Raw genomic sequence first — 13,064 nt, 5'->3', positions numbered from 1 at the left:
GGGGCAGTGGAAGGGAACCGCTCGTTCGGTCATTTCAGGTCGGCCTCGTCTGCTCGCTGGACCCAGTCGGCGAACGACTCGCCTTCCTTCTTCTGGCTGTCGTAGTTGGACACGACGCGTGTCACGTAGTCGGGCAGTGCCTTGGCGGTGGTCTTGAGCCCGCGCACCTTCCTGCCGAAGCCCGCGTTGACGCCGAGCGAGCCGCCCAGGTGGATCTGGAAGCCCTCGACCTGGTCGCCGTTCTCGTCCACGACGAGCTGGCCCTTCAGGCCGATGTCGGCGACCTGGATGCGGGCGCAGGAGTTGGGGCAGCCGTTGACGTTGATGGTCAGCGGCTGGTCGAAGTCGGGCAGGCGCCGCTCCAGCTCGTCGATCAGGTCCATCGCGGTGGCCTTGGTCTCGACGATGGCGAGCTTGCAGTATTCGATGCCGGTGCAGGCCATCGTCTGGCGGCGGAACGTGGACGGGTTGACCTGCAGGTCGTTGGCCTCCAGCTCGGCCACTACGGACTCGACCCGCTCGGGCGCGACGTCGAGGATGACCATCTTCTGCTCGACGGTGGTGCGCACCCGGTCGGAGCCGTGGCGCTCGGCGATGTCGGCGATCACCCGCAGCTTGTCGCCGTCGACCCGGCCCACCTTGGGCGCGAAGCCGACGTAGAAGTTGCCGTCCTTCTGCGGGAAGACGCCGACGTGGTCGCGCCGGCTGTCGCGCGGCTGCTCGGGCGCGGGCCCGTCGGGCAGCGCCTCCTTGAGGTATTCGGTCTCCAGGATCTCCCTGAACTTCTCCGTCCCCCAGTCGTTGACCAGGAACTTGATCCTGGCCCTGTGGCGCAGCCGCCGGTAGCCGTAGTCGCGGAAGATGCCCACGACGCCCTCGTGCACGTCGGCCACCTTCTCGGGGCTGACGAACACGCCGAGCCGCTTGCCCAGCATCGGGTTGGTGGACAGGCCGCCGCCGACCCACAGGTCGTAGCCGGCCTCGCCGCGCTCGTTGACCACGCCGACGAACGCCACGTCGTTGATCTCGTGCACGGTGCAGTGGGCCGGGCAGCCGCTGAGCGCGGTCTTGAACTTGCGCGGCAGGTTGGAGTAGGCCGGGTTGCCGACGACCCGGTCGTAGATCTCCTTGATCTGGTCGCTGGCGTCGAGCACCTCGTCGGAGTCGATGCCCGCCAGCGGACAGCCCATGATCACGCGCGGGGTGTCGCCGCACGCCTCGGTGGTGGACAGGCCGACGGCCTCCAGCCGCTCCCAGATGTCGGGCACCGACTCGATCTCCACCCAGTGCAGCTGGATGTTCTGGCGGTCGGTGATGTCGGCGGTGCCGCGGGCGTACTCGTTGGAGATGTCGGCGATCGTACGCAGCTGGGCCAGGTCGAGCTGGCCGCCGTCGATGCGCACGCGGAGCATGAAGTAGCGGTCGTCCAGCTCCTCCGGCTCCAGGATGGCGGTCTTGCCGCCGTCGATGCCGGGCTTGCGCTGGGTGTAGAGGCCGTACCAGCGCATGCGTCCGCGCAGGTCGGCCGGGTCGATCGAGTCGAAGCCCCGCTTGGAGTAGATGTCGATGATCCGCTGCCGGACGTTGAGCCCGTCGTCGTTCTTCTTGTTCTCTTCGTTCTTGTTGAGCGGCTCACGGTAACCGAGGGCCCACTGGCCTTCGCCGCGCGGGCGTTTGTGGTGCCGGCTGGCAGGAGTGCGGCTGGCAGGGGTACTCATTGCGCGTCCTTCTGATCATGGGCGCGCGCAACGTTCCTCCTGCCTCGTCGGCGAGGGCAGGGCTGGAGTGGAGAAGTGCGACGCGCTCAGCGGAAAAAACAGATGTCGGTTAGCGGGCGTCGCAACAGATGGCACTGCGGACACGCTGAAGGTCGACGTGGCGTCGACCGACGAGCATGGGGTCCGCTGGCATGATTCGAGAGTACTCTCGCTGTCCGAGATGTCCAAGACGGGGTCCAGAGTGTGGGATAGTGTCCCCTCGTCCCCCGAGTTGTCTCATCCCTGCCGCTGCCAGTTGACGGACGGCTCAGGGGCGCTCTCGCCGAGCTCCCCGGTGAGGTCCCCGGTGAGTTCCTGCGTCGCGTCCTGATCTGACGGGCGGGACATGACCCGATGCTGGCAGTCGCACCAGGAGCCGCCCCGGCAGTCGCCATGGCGCTTGTCCTTGCAGCTGTCACAGATCACGCTTGCATTATGGACCTCATGGCCGAGCTGATCGGTGACCTGCGTGCCGAGACCGACGCGCTGCGCGCGCTGCTGCCCTCCCCTGACGACGCGGACTGGGAGCGGCCCACCCCCGCGGAGGGGTGGGCGGTGCGCGACCAGGTGAGCCACCTGGCGTGGTTCGACGACGCGGCCGTGCTGGCCGTCACCGATCCCGGCGCCTTCGCCGCGCTGCCGGCGGGCGCCGGCTCGGTGGACGACCTGGCCGCCGAGTCGCGGGGCATGCCGCCCGCGGAGCTGCTGGCCTGGTTCGACGCGGCCAGGGGGCGGTCGCTCGAGGTGTTCGCGGGGCTGGGGGCGCGCGAGCGGGTGCCGTGGTTCGGGCCGCCGATGTCGGCCGCCTCGTTCGTGACCGCGCGGCTGATGGAGACGTGGGCGCACGGCCAGGACGTCGCCGACGCGCTGGGCGTCGTCAGGGAGCCGGCCGACCGGCTGCGGCACGTCGCCATGCTGGGCTTTCGCGCCAGGCCGTTCAGCTTCGCCGTACGCGGCCTGCCCGTGCCGGAAGAGCCCGTACGCGTGGAGCTGGCGATGCCCGGCGGCGGCACCTGGACGGCGGGCCCCGAGGACGCGCCCTCGTCCGTACGCGGGACGCTGCTCGGCTTCTGCCTGGCCGTCACCCAGCGCGCCCACCTGTCCGACACCGGCCTGGAACTGGCCGGCGAGCCTGCGCGGGCCTGGATGGAGATCGCCCAGGCGTTCGCGGGACCCCCCGGAAAGGGCCGCGCGCCCAGGGGATGAGTCAGGGTCATTCCGGATACGCGACCGGCATGATCGATGACATCCTGTGAGCATGCGCACAATCTTGAACGTCATCTGGCTGGTGTTCGCGGGTCTCTGGCTGGCGCTCGGCTATGTCGCGGCCGGGATCATCTGCTGCATCCTCATCGTCACGATCCCGTTCGGCATCGCCTCGTTCAGGATCGCCGCGTACGCGCTGTGGCCGTTCGGCAGGACGGTCGTGCGCGACCCGGACGCGGGCGTGTTCTCGACCATCGGCAACGTCATCTGGCTCATCTTCGCGGGCATCTGGCTGGCCATCGGTCACGTGGTGACGTCGATCCCGCTGTTCATCTCCATCATCGGCATCCCGCTGGGCGTCGCGAACATCAAGCTCATCCCGGTCTCCCTTCTCCCGCTGGGCGCGCGCATCGTCGACAACGACTAGGGGCCCGATCAGGAGCATCGTGTAGGGGGCCTAGGGCAGAGGCGGGGACGTAAGCTGTCCCACAGAGTCACTGCGAATACCGTTGGGTGCCATGACGTCCACCGAAGCCCCTCCCCGGCCCAAACGAGGGCTCGTCACCCATGCCAGGGCCAGGCTGAGCTGGGTGCTCGACACCAAGTCGTGGGCGATCGTGCGCGCCGCCACGAACGCCGGCGTCACCTACCGCGTCACCGGCCTGGCCGGCGAGGCCGCGTTCTTCGCGCTGCTGTCGCTGCCGCCGTTCGTGCTGGGGCTGATCGGCGTGCTGGGCAAGCTCGGCACGTGGCTCGGCCCCGGCGTCGTCGGCGAGGTGAAGGCGTGGGTGATCCAGCAGGCCGGCCTGCTGTTCACCGACGATGCGGTCAACAAAGTCATCAACCCGCTCATCACCGACGTGCTCAGCGACGACGCGGGCAAGGTGTCGATCATCTCGCTGGGCTTCCTGCTGTCGCTGTGGTCGGGCTCGCGGGCGCTCTACGTCTACGTCGATCTCATCTCGGTGGCGTACGGGCTGGGGGAGGAGCGGGGCATCATCCGCACCCGCCTCATGTCGTTCGGCCTCTACGTCGTGGGCCTCATCATCGGCATCATCGTCATGCCGATCCTCGTCGTCGGCCCTACTCTCATCAGGGACGCGCTGCCCGCCGACTACGGCGTGCTCATCGACGTGCTCTACTGGCCGGTCGTCATCGCCGGCTCGGTGCTGTTCCTGACCGTGCTCTACCACGTCAGTGTGCCGGTGCGGACGAAGTGGTATCGCGAGCTGCCCGGGGCCATCCTGGCGTTGTTCCTGTGGATCGTCTGCGCGGCCGTGCTGCGCGAGGTGCTGGCCGCCTGGTTCTCGCCCGTCTCGGTCTACGGCTCGCTGGCCGCGCCCATCGCGCTGCTGCTGTGGCTCTACATCACCGCGCTGGCCGTGCTCATCGGCGCCATCCTGAACGCGGAGGTCGACCGGCTCTGGCCGGGCGTGGGCCGGGCGAAATAGCCGTTCCGCGCGGTCGACGGGGACGCCCGCGTACATGTCTCCCGAGCAGGCCAGGGGCGAGCACGTCACGCCCGCCCGCGACGTGTTCTCCTGGGGCTCGCTGGTCGCGCACCCAGGCCGTGTCGGAGACCTGGACGCCGGTGATCGTCCCGCCCGCGGGACCGCCTGCGCCGCGCGAACCGGCCGCCTCAAGGCGCGCGGTTCTTCGCCGTCTTCCGCCGCGTGCCCAAGACCGCCACCACGGCCGACCTGGACATGAAGAACCTCGGGCACTACGCCAACGTGGTGATCACGAAGAAATAAGCCCTCGTCACATCCGCTATCGTCTAGGGCGAGACGCGACTGGCGCATCAGGTGGGAACGACCACCAGGGAGCGAAAGGAGCGGAGGCCGTGCGCCTGGGTCTTCGCAGATCGTCAAGATGACAGGAGAGTCATGGGTTCTCTCGCTAGCGTCGACCCGCAGATCGCCCAGCTCATCCAGGCGGAAGAGCGGCGTCAGGCCGACACCGTCAAGCTGATCGCGTCCGAGAACTACGTGTCCAAGGCCGTGCTCGAGGCCACCGGCACGGTGCTGACCAACAAATACTCCGAGGGCTACGCCGGCAAGCGCTACTACGAGGGCCAGCAGGTCATCGACCAGGTCGAGACCCTGGCCATCGAGCGCGCCAAGTCGCTGTTCGGCGTCAACCACGCCAACGTCCAGCCCTACTCCGGCTCGCCCGCCAACCTCGCCGTCTACATGGCCTTCCTGCAGCCCGGCGACACCGTGATGGGCATGGGCCTGCCGTTCGGCGGCCACCTCACCCACGGCTGGTCGGTCTCGGCCACCGGCAAGTGGTTCAACCCGGTCCGCTACGGCGTGCGCAAGGACACCGGCCGCATCGACCTCGACGAGGTGCGCAGGCTCGCGCTCGAGCACCGGCCGAAGCTGATCTTCTGCGGCGGCACCGCCATCCCGCGCACCATCGACTTCGAGGGCTTCGCCTCGATCGCCCGCGAGGTCGGCGCCGTGCTCGCGGCCGACATCGCCCACATCGCGGGCCTGGTCGCGGGCGGCGCCCACCCGTCGCCGGTCGGCCACGCCGACGTGATCTCCACGACCACGCACAAGACGCTGCGCGGCCCGCGCGGCGCGATGCTCATGGCCATGACCGACGAGCACGCCACCGCCCTCAACAAGGCCGTCTTCCCCGGCCTGCAGGGCGGCCCCCACAACCACACCACCGCCGCCATCGCGGTCGCGCTGCACGAGGCCGCCCAGCCCGCCTTCCGCGACTACGCGCACCAGATCGTGCGCAACGCCAAGGCCCTCGCAGAAGAGCTGTCCTCGCGCGGCTTCGACCTGGTCTCCGGCGGCACCGACAACCACCTCATCCTGCTCGACCTGACGCCCAAGGGCATCGGCGGCAAGCCGGCCGCGCAGGCGCTCGACCGCGCCGGGCTCGAGACCAACTACAACACGGTGCCGTTCGACCCGCGCAAGCCGTTCGACCCGTCCGGCATCCGCATCGGCACCCCGTCCGTCACCTCGCGCGGCATGGGCGAGAACGAGATGCGGCAGATCGGCGCCTGGATCGACGAGGTCGTCACGGCCGTGGCCAAGGGCGACGCCGAAGACGTCATCACCCGCGTGCACCACGAGGTCACCGAGCTGACCTCGCAGTTCCCCGCTCCCGGCCTGTAAGACCGGCCGGACGGCGAAGCGCCCCGCCGCACGGGCTCCGTGCGCGGCGGGGCGCTGTCGCGAGCGGGGCAGGCCGGAGTGCCCCGTCGATCATGGGTGGTACGTACGGCTTGCGGCGCGGCCGCTCAGGCCGGGATGGTGAGCAGCCGCTTGCCTCCCGAGGTGACCACCTCGAAGTGGTCGATGTCCTTGAGCTGCGTCGCGCTGCCCCCGTGCATGTAGAGCGGGTCGGGCGACCCCGGCACTCCGTACCCGGCTGGAGGTACGGACCACCCGGTCATCACCCTGCGCTCGCCCGACTTGGCGACCGAGACCAGCTCGCACTGCAGCGGCCCCTTCACCCCCGCGAGCTTCAGCGCCGCGTGCGTGCCCCACCCCTTCGACTCCACCACCAGCCCCCCGGTGACGCCGTCGACCCCCTTGCCCTGCATCGGCCGGCCCTCGGCGTAGAACTGCTCCGCCGGGCCCATGTCGGTGCCCATGCGACCGCCCTGGCCCTGCGCGAGCGTCGCCGCGTCGCCCGCGTCGAGCTGGGTGCCGATCGTCAGCCCCCCTGCGACCAGCGTGACCGCCGCCGCCATGCCGATCAGGAACGTCCCCCTGCGGGCCCGCCGGTCGGCCGCCTTCTTGCGCCGCAGCAGGCCCACCACGTCGTCCTGGCGGTCAGCGGAAGGGGGGTAGGGGGCCTCGACGGGGGCGATGCCGTTGAGCACGTTCGCCACGCCGGACAGCTCGTGCAGCTCGTACCGGCAGGAGTTGCAGCCCAGCAGGTGGGCCTCGAACGCCAGCCGGTCGTCCTCGTCCAGCAGCCCGAGCGCGTACGCGCCGACGTCGGTGTGCTCGACCCTCGAAGTCACGCCGTCACCCCCCTCTCCTCCAGTGCGATGCGGAGCGCGCGGACGGCGTAGTAGACGCGGGACTTCACGGTGCCCACGGGGATGCCGAGGGCGGCGGCCGCGTCGTTGACCGACCGGTCCCGCAGGATCGTCTCGTTGAGGATCTCGCGATGTGCCGGCGACAACGCCTTCAGCGCCTCGGACACGACCACCTGATGCAGCAGTCCCTCCATCTCGTCGGGCACGGGCAGGCTCTCCAGCGGTGCGGCGCCCGACTCCTGGGGGCGGGCGTCCCTTCGCCGCCGGTCATCGATCACGATACGTCTGGCGACCGTGGCGAGCCAGGGCATCAGCGAGACCGCGTCGGGATCGAGCCGCTCCGCACTGCGCCACGCCCTGATCATCGTCTCCTGCACCACGTCTTCCGCCCACTGCCGATCGCCCGCGGTCAGCCGGATCACGAAGGCCAGCAGCGGCCTGTGGTATTCCCGGTAGAGCGCGGAGACGACCACCTCGTCGTCCGGGCGTACGCGCCGGATCCAGTGGCGTAAGCGCGGCTTGCCCAACGGGGCGGCTCCCTCGGCCGAGGGCGGGGGATACGTGCTGGTTCGCATGCTTCCCCTTTCTCAGTCCGTCGGCAGGTGGTACGGCCGGCCGCCCTGACACGGTTCAACGAACGCCGGAAGATAATGCGATTGCATGGCCGGGGAGCACTTGCGTAGAGTCGGCTCGGCAACCGATCGAGGAGGTGAGGACTATGCGGGTCACCGTCTTCCGCCTGCCTTCAGTCCACCTCCGGGCGCTCGCCTGAGCAGCCCCGTTCTCTCTTTCACCTTCTCGATCAAAGGTTTCACTGCGTTGTCTTACGATCTTTCTTCCTTCGGCTGGACCGACCTGCGCGCCGCCGGCCTTCCTGACGGCACCGTCCCCGCCCGGGTCTCCCGGGTCGACCGCGGCGCCGCCGAGGTGATCGCCGCCGACGGGCAGCACCACGTCCGCTACGGCGCCCGCGTCCGCCGCGCTTCGGCCGCCGACCCCGTCGCGCTGCCCTGCGTCGGCGACTGGGTGGCGCTCGCCTGGCTGCCCGAGGGCCGCTACGAGCTCGACGAGGTGCTGCCGCGCACGACCGCGTTCGTGCGGGGCGGCGTCAGCCGCGACTCCGTCGGCGGCCTGTCCGGCGACGGTCAGGGCCAGGTGCTCGCCGCCAACGTCGACATCGTCTTCGTGGCCGAGCCGTCCATGCACTCCACCGACTTCGCCGACCTCGGCCGCATCGAGCGCCTGGTCGCGCTGGCGTGGGAGTCGGGCGGCACGCCCGTCGTGCTCGTCACCAAGTCCGACCTGTTCGAGGACGGCCTCGACGACCTGCTCGCCGACGTCCGCGCGGCCGCGCCGGGGGTGGACGTGCACGCCGTGTCCTCCCTGCTGGGCGACGGCGTCGAGCTGGCCCGCGGCTACCTCGAGGGCTCGCGCACCGCCGTCATCCTCGGGCCTTCAGGGGCCGGCAAGTCCACCCTCGTCAACGCGCTGGCGGGGGAGGGGGTCATGGAGACCCAGCAGGTGCGCGCCGCCGACGGCCGCGGCCGGCACACCACCGTCCACCGCGAGCTGATCCCGCTGCCCGGCGGCGGGCTGGTCATCGACACGCCGGGCATCCGGCGGATCGGCCTCTACGACATCGGGGAGGGCGTCGATCGCGTCTTCTCCGACATCGAGGACCTGGCCGCCGAGTGCCGCTTCGGCGACTGCGGCCACGACGGCGAGCCCGGCTGCGCGGTCCTGGCCGCCCTGGAACGCGGCGACCTGCCGGAACGCCGCCTGCAGAGCTGGCGCAAGCTGCAGCGCGAGGCGGCGTGGATGGCGTCGAGGACGGACGCGCGGCTGCGCAAGGAGCAGCAGAACAAGTGGAAGATCATCCACAAGGAGATGCGCCGCTCCGGCCGCAACCGCCCCTGACCCCGACCGCCCTTGACCCCAAGCGCCCTTGACCGCGACACACCCGCCGCCCCGCGCGCAGCGGTTGGCACGCGACGGCTTCTGCCGGCGCGCCAACGGCCCGGCACGGCCCTCGCACCGCCCGTTCGCTCTGGTCGTCGGCTGGGGCGGCGGAGTGTGGCGCCGCACCCCCCGCCGCTCCGGGTGCGGGTCTCTTCCCGTCATCTCTCCTCAAGGGGAGGGGTGGCGGGGAGGGGGTAGGGGCAGGGCATGGTGGTGTTCGCAGATCGGGCGCAGGCGGGAGAACTGCTCGCCGAGCGGCTGCAGGGCGCGCGTGATCCCGTGATCCTCGCGCTGCCGCGGGGCGGAGTGGCCGTGGCGGCGCCGATCGCGCACCGGCTGCGTGCGCCGCTCGACGTGCTGGTGACCAGGAAGATCGGTTATCCGCCGGCCCCCGAGCTGGGGGTGGGCGCGGTGGCCGAGGGCGGCGAGCCGGTGTTCCACCGCGAGCTGCTGCGGCGGCTCGGCATGACACCCGAGTCGGTCGCGGACGTCGTGGAGCGGGAGCGGCGGGAGCTGGCCCGGCGGGTACGCGCGTACCGGGGCGACCGGCCGCTGCCCGAGCTGGCGGGCCGTGAGGTGATCGTGGTGGACGACGGCCTGGCCACCGGCGGCACCGCGCGGGCCGCGCTCAGGGCGGTCAACGCGGCCAAGCCCGCCAAGGTCACCCTGGCCGTCCCGGTGGGGTCGCCGGACACGGTGGCGTCGATGCGCGGCGAGGCCGACGAGGTGGTGGTGCTGGCGACGCCGGTCGACTTCCGCGCGGTCGGCCAGTGGTACGAGCACTTCGAGCAGCTCGACGACGACGACGTGCTGGACCTGCTCGACGCCGCGTCAGCTGGTGATGACGGCCCAGACGAGCTTGCGTGAGCCGCCGGCCGACAACCAGCCCCACGCCGAGCAGAGAGCGTCGACGAGCCGAAGCCCTCGGCCGTACTCGGAGAAGACGTCGGGCGCCGCCGCGACCGGCACCGTACGGCTGTGGTCGGTGACGACGCAGGCGAGCTCGGCCTCGTGGGACAGCAACCGGAGCTGCGCGGCGCCGCCGCCATGCCGGATCGCGTTGGTCACCAGCTCCGACACCACCAGTTGCATGTCGAAGGCGGCTTCGAGCGCGCCCCAGGTGCCGAGCGTCTGGTCGACGAAGCGCCGGGCGGTGGCCACGCACGCGGGCTCCACCGCCGAGCGATGCTGAAAGGGGAAGACGGCGTCGCACGCGCCGGGCCGCCCGTCGACCAGGATGGACGAGAGCCATGCCGGTGGCCGCGAACCGATGGCGGCCTGCGGCCGAGCGTCGAAAGTCGTCATCCTGGCCCCCGAAGCGCGGTCTGGTGATCCAATACCCATCTTTACGGCCAGTGCTTACCGATGCAAGACTTTTCGTAGTTTGCGGATGCGAATAGCATCTGCACGTGCAGGAGAGTCCGGGGAGCGGTGGAGTGAGCGCGGAGAGCACAGAGGGGAAGCTCCTCAGCCATACGCCGGGAAGCCCTACGGTGCTGCGGATCCTGCTGGGGACCCAGCTGCGCAGGCTCCGCACGGAGAAGGGTATCTCGCGGGAGGACGCCGGGTACTCGATTCGCGCATCTCATGCAAAGATCAGCCGATTGGAGCTGGGTCAGGTCAGTTTCAAGCAGCGTGACGTGGCCGACCTGCTCACCCTGTACGGCGTCACCGACCCGGCCGAGCGCGAGCCGCTGCTGGCCCTGGCCAAGCAGGCCAACGCCCCCGGCTGGTGGCACCAGTACGGCGACCTGCTGCCCGCCTGGTTCGAGGTCTACATCGGCCTGGAGGGCGCCGCCTCCAGCATCCGCACCTACGAGAACCAGTTCGTCCCCGGCCTGCTGCAGACCCCCGAGTACGCCAGGGCGGTGATCGAGCTGGCGCACGAGAAGGCGCCGAGGCACGAGCTCGACCGCCGGGTGACGCTGCGGATGACCCGGCAGAAGCGGCTGGAGAGCGGGCTGACGCTGTGGGCGGTGATCGACGAGGCCGTCGTGCGCCGCATGCTGGGCGGGCGCGAGGTCATGCGCGCGCAGATCGCCCACCTGCTCGACATCACCGCCGAGCGCAACGTCACCGTGCAGGTGATGCCGTTCGAGCGGGGCGGGCACGCCGCGGCGGGCGGCCCGTTCAGCATCCTGCGCTTCCCCGAGCGCGAGCTGCCCGACGTCGTCTACATGGAGCAGCTCACCAGCGCCCTCTACCTGGACAAGCCGCAGGACTCCGACCACTACATGGAGGTCATGGACCGGCTGAGCGTCCAGGCCGAGGAGCCGAAGGCCACCCGGCGCTTCCTGGAGCGGCTGCTCTCCGACTGAGTCACATCTCCCTGTGATTCACTCCATATAGGGATTTTGGTCGTCCGCTATATGGAGCTTCTCGTGTTGCCGTATTGTCACCTCGCAAACGCGGATGCACGTGCATCCGTAAGATCGCGAGGAGCTGCCCCCATGCAAGAGTTCCGGAACGGAACGCCCGCCGGCCGCCTTCCCGTCGTCTGGCGCAAGAGCAGGCGGAGCAACCCCAACGGCAACTGCGTCGAGGTCGCGAACCTGCCCACGGGGGAGATCGCCATGCGGAACTCACGCTTTCCCGACGGTCCCGCGCTGGTCTACACGCCGGCTGAGATCACCGCGTTCGTCCTGGGAGCCAAGGACGGCGAGTTCGACGACCTGATCGTCTGACGTCTCGGTCTGTCATAGCCACTTTTCGGTCAGGCGGTTTCTGAGGGCGGCACGTTGTGCCAGCGCCACCGAGTAAGGCGTGGCCGGCCGGGAAGGTCGCCGCGTCCCGTCGCCCAGAGCAGGGTGGCCCAAGGGTCGCCGCCGACCGGGGCGTCGGGGAAGAGGCGGTCGAGCACGCGCGCGCAGACACCGGCGGGCGGCGTCCATGCCAGGCCCAGCCCCTGCGCGAGGTCGTGCACGTGCACGAGGGTCTCCACCAGGCCCATCGCGGCCGTCGCCGAGGCGTCGGCGGGGCCGAAGATGTGGTGGGCGCGGGCCTGCGGCGGCGCGGTGCGCACGACCGCGACGAGCAGCGCGCCGCTGCTCTGCACCACCTGAAGCAACCCGGTGACGCCGGCCGCGCGGTCGGCGTGCACGCTGTTGCGCGGGCCGCCGGGCCTGCGGCTCTCGCCGGTGAACGGCACATAGACGTCGAGCGGCGGCACGGTCAGCCCGAGCTGGACGGCGTAGGCGAACAGATCGTCGGCCAGGTGCTCGGCCGTCTCCCAGCACGTCCATTCGAGCGAGCCCGCTCTGCCCTCCCAGGCGGCGGGCTCGCCGGCGTGCGCGAGTGTATGGACGGCCTGCGCCACGACGTCTTGCAGATCATCGGCCCATGCGGATGCGTTATGCGAAGTCGGCATGGCCGCGAGAGTATCGGTGACGCACGGCGGATGATGCCATGAGCAGGCAGGGTTATGCCGGGAAGATGCTGGATTGGGGCAGTGACGAAAAATGTCGGAAGCGTCGGCTAACGTGCCATCCGTGAGGCAGGGACACGAGAGGGGCGCCGACACGCATGAGAGTCCGCAGGGGCCGTGCACGACGGAGAGCCCGCTCCGACGCGAAGGGCGGGACCGGCGGACATGAGGCGTCTCCCTGCCGCGGCTGGCATCCGCGGTCAGGGAAGAGGAGATCCCCTCGCCCGATGGCGAAGGGATGCTGGTGGCCTGATCAGGCAGTTGTCCCGACCGGGTTCGCCAGAGCCTGGGCATGGGATGCCAGGCTTCGGTTCATCGGGACAACTGCGTGATCACGCGATGATGGCTGCCGGGTGTGTGTCAGGCGGCGGAGATGCCGGCGCTGGCCGCGCGGCGCATACGACGGCGACGCTCGCTCGCGCGCTCGTCTTCGTTGAGACCGCCCCACGTGCCGTACTTCTCGGGCCGGGACAGCGCGTAGTCAAGGCACTCGTTGCGGACAGGGCACTGGGCGCAGATCGCCTTGGCCTTCCGCTCACGTACGTCACGCTCGGGCTGCCGCTCCCCATCGGGGCCGAAGAAGAGCACGAGGTCCTCACCCCGGCACGCGGCATCATCCTGCCAACCCCAGCTGGGGCGCGGGCGGGCGAGCTGCCGACGTACCTGAGACATGAGAAAACCACCTTCGTGAGAGGTATTTCGGGAT

General features: G+C 70.2%; 16 protein-coding genes. 8 read left to right on the top strand and 8 right to left on the bottom strand.

Annotated features, from left to right (window positions below):
* Positions 1-29: 29 nt before the first annotated feature.
* From AB0K12_RS08000 to AB0K12_RS07990, 3 genes are all read right to left on the bottom strand, one after another.
* Positions 30-1,718: a nitrite/sulfite reductase gene (locus AB0K12_RS08000; RefSeq protein WP_364556653.1), complete on the bottom strand. Its 1,689-nt coding sequence runs from the start codon at positions 1,716-1,718 to the stop codon at positions 30-32.
* A 109-nt stretch (positions 1,719-1,827) separates the two neighbouring features.
* Complete coding sequence (locus tag AB0K12_RS07995) at positions 1,828-1,911, bottom strand: putative leader peptide (RefSeq protein WP_311132608.1); 84 nt, start codon at positions 1,909-1,911, stop codon at positions 1,828-1,830.
* A gap of 83 nt (positions 1,912-1,994) precedes the next feature.
* On the bottom strand, positions 1,995-2,183 hold the full coding sequence (locus AB0K12_RS07990) for a hypothetical protein (protein WP_364556650.1): 189 nt from the start codon (positions 2,181-2,183) through the stop codon (positions 1,995-1,997).
* Positions 2,184-2,201: 18 nt separating this feature from the next.
* Between AB0K12_RS07990 and AB0K12_RS07985 the strand changes: the two genes are divergently transcribed.
* The 4 genes from AB0K12_RS07985 to glyA all read left to right on the top strand — a co-directional run bounded on the left by AB0K12_RS07985 (position 2,202) and on the right by glyA (position 6,100).
* Positions 2,202-2,963 (top strand): TIGR03084 family metal-binding protein, encoded by a 762-nt coding sequence (locus tag AB0K12_RS07985; RefSeq protein ID WP_364556647.1) that lies wholly within the window; start codon positions 2,202-2,204, stop codon positions 2,961-2,963.
* A gap of 52 nt (positions 2,964-3,015) precedes the next feature.
* The gene (locus tag AB0K12_RS07980; RefSeq protein ID WP_364556645.1) at positions 3,016-3,390 is read left to right on the top strand and encodes a YccF domain-containing protein; all 375 of its coding nucleotides are present in this window, start codon (positions 3,016-3,018) and stop codon (positions 3,388-3,390) included.
* Between the two features lie 91 nt (positions 3,391-3,481).
* Entirely contained in the window at positions 3,482-4,414 is a 933-nt protein-coding gene (locus AB0K12_RS07975) for a YihY/virulence factor BrkB family protein (RefSeq protein ID WP_364556642.1), read from the top strand.
* 435 nt (positions 4,415-4,849) lie between these two features.
* The gene (glyA, locus tag AB0K12_RS07970) at positions 4,850-6,100 is read left to right on the top strand and encodes a serine hydroxymethyltransferase (protein WP_364556639.1); all 1,251 of its coding nucleotides are present in this window, start codon (positions 4,850-4,852) and stop codon (positions 6,098-6,100) included.
* A 125-nt stretch (positions 6,101-6,225) separates the two neighbouring features.
* Here the strand turns inward: glyA and AB0K12_RS07965 are convergent, their stop codons facing one another.
* Together AB0K12_RS07965 and AB0K12_RS07960 are read right to left on the bottom strand one after the other, a co-directional pair.
* Complete coding sequence (locus AB0K12_RS07965) at positions 6,226-6,957, bottom strand: zf-HC2 domain-containing protein (protein ID WP_364556636.1); 732 nt, start codon at positions 6,955-6,957, stop codon at positions 6,226-6,228.
* Positions 6,954-7,550, bottom strand: coding sequence for a sigma-70 family RNA polymerase sigma factor (locus AB0K12_RS07960; RefSeq protein WP_364556633.1), 597 nt, complete (start codon positions 7,548-7,550; stop codon positions 6,954-6,956). The genes AB0K12_RS07965 and AB0K12_RS07960 overlap by 4 nt, the downstream gene beginning before the upstream one ends.
* A gap of 244 nt (positions 7,551-7,794) precedes the next feature.
* Here AB0K12_RS07960 and rsgA point away from each other — a divergent pair, with 244 nt between their 5' ends.
* Both rsgA and AB0K12_RS07950 read left to right on the top strand, forming a co-directional pair.
* Complete coding sequence (rsgA, locus tag AB0K12_RS07955) at positions 7,795-8,892, top strand: ribosome small subunit-dependent GTPase A (RefSeq protein ID WP_364556630.1); 1,098 nt, start codon at positions 7,795-7,797, stop codon at positions 8,890-8,892.
* 249 nt (positions 8,893-9,141) lie between these two features.
* Positions 9,142-9,801, top strand: coding sequence for a phosphoribosyltransferase family protein (locus AB0K12_RS07950; RefSeq protein WP_364556628.1), 660 nt, complete (start codon positions 9,142-9,144; stop codon positions 9,799-9,801).
* Here AB0K12_RS07950 and AB0K12_RS07945 read toward each other — a convergent pair.
* Entirely contained in the window at positions 9,766-10,239 is a 474-nt protein-coding gene (locus AB0K12_RS07945; RefSeq protein ID WP_364556625.1) for an ATP-binding protein, read from the bottom strand. The two genes, AB0K12_RS07950 and AB0K12_RS07945, sit on opposite strands and share 36 nt — an antisense overlap.
* A 131-nt stretch (positions 10,240-10,370) precedes the next feature.
* On the opposite strand from AB0K12_RS07945, the gene AB0K12_RS07940 reads away from it, so the two are divergent.
* Positions 10,371-11,252: a helix-turn-helix transcriptional regulator gene (locus AB0K12_RS07940; protein ID WP_364557745.1), complete on the top strand. Its 882-nt coding sequence runs from the start codon at positions 10,371-10,373 to the stop codon at positions 11,250-11,252.
* A gap of 132 nt (positions 11,253-11,384) precedes the next feature.
* Positions 11,385-11,618: a DUF397 domain-containing protein gene (locus AB0K12_RS07935; protein WP_345387214.1), complete on the top strand. Its 234-nt coding sequence runs from the start codon at positions 11,385-11,387 to the stop codon at positions 11,616-11,618.
* A 29-nt stretch (positions 11,619-11,647) separates the two neighbouring features.
* Here AB0K12_RS07935 and AB0K12_RS07930 read toward each other — a convergent pair whose 3' ends face one another.
* On the bottom strand, positions 11,648-12,301 hold the full coding sequence (locus AB0K12_RS07930) for a hypothetical protein (protein ID WP_364556622.1): 654 nt from the start codon (positions 12,299-12,301) through the stop codon (positions 11,648-11,650).
* Between the two features lie 417 nt (positions 12,302-12,718).
* Positions 12,719-13,030: a WhiB family transcriptional regulator gene (locus AB0K12_RS07925; RefSeq protein ID WP_080036407.1), complete on the bottom strand. Its 312-nt coding sequence runs from the start codon at positions 13,028-13,030 to the stop codon at positions 12,719-12,721.
* Positions 13,031-13,064: the final 34 nt, after the last annotated feature.

The sequence above is a fragment of the Nonomuraea sp. NPDC049419 genome, from assembly GCF_040676995.1.
Classification (GTDB): Bacteria; Actinomycetota; Actinomycetes; order Streptosporangiales; family Streptosporangiaceae; genus Nonomuraea; species Nonomuraea salmonea.
Note: the sequence above shows the minus strand (reverse complement) of the source record. Positions and strands in the feature narration are given on the sequence as shown.

Bases quoted from the DNA above. Each gene is read 5' to 3' on its own strand.
- AB0K12_RS08000 (WP_364556653.1), bottom strand. From the start codon at position 1,718: ATGAGTACCCCTGCCAGCCGCACTCCTGCCAGCCGGCACCACAAACGC.
- AB0K12_RS07995 (WP_311132608.1), bottom strand. From the start codon at position 1,911: ATGCCAGCGGACCCCATGCTCGTCGGTCGACGCCACGTCGACCTTCAG.
- AB0K12_RS07985 (WP_364556647.1), top strand. From the start codon at position 2,202: ATGGCCGAGCTGATCGGTGACCTGCGTGCCGAGACCGACGCGCTGCGC.
- AB0K12_RS07980 (WP_364556645.1), top strand. From the start codon at position 3,016: ATGCGCACAATCTTGAACGTCATCTGGCTGGTGTTCGCGGGTCTCTGG.
- AB0K12_RS07975 (WP_364556642.1), top strand. From the start codon at position 3,482: ATGACGTCCACCGAAGCCCCTCCCCGGCCCAAACGAGGGCTCGTCACC.
- glyA (WP_364556639.1), top strand. From the start codon at position 4,850: ATGGGTTCTCTCGCTAGCGTCGACCCGCAGATCGCCCAGCTCATCCAG.
- AB0K12_RS07960 (WP_364556633.1), bottom strand. From the start codon at position 7,550: ATGCGAACCAGCACGTATCCCCCGCCCTCGGCCGAGGGAGCCGCCCCG.
- AB0K12_RS07950 (WP_364556628.1), top strand. From the start codon at position 9,142: ATGGTGGTGTTCGCAGATCGGGCGCAGGCGGGAGAACTGCTCGCCGAG.
- AB0K12_RS07945 (WP_364556625.1), bottom strand. From the start codon at position 10,239: ATGACGACTTTCGACGCTCGGCCGCAGGCCGCCATCGGTTCGCGGCCA.
- AB0K12_RS07935 (WP_345387214.1), top strand. From the start codon at position 11,385: ATGCAAGAGTTCCGGAACGGAACGCCCGCCGGCCGCCTTCCCGTCGTC.
- AB0K12_RS07930 (WP_364556622.1), bottom strand. From the start codon at position 12,301: ATGCCGACTTCGCATAACGCATCCGCATGGGCCGATGATCTGCAAGAC.
- AB0K12_RS07925 (WP_080036407.1), bottom strand. From the start codon at position 13,030: ATGTCTCAGGTACGTCGGCAGCTCGCCCGCCCGCGCCCCAGCTGGGGT.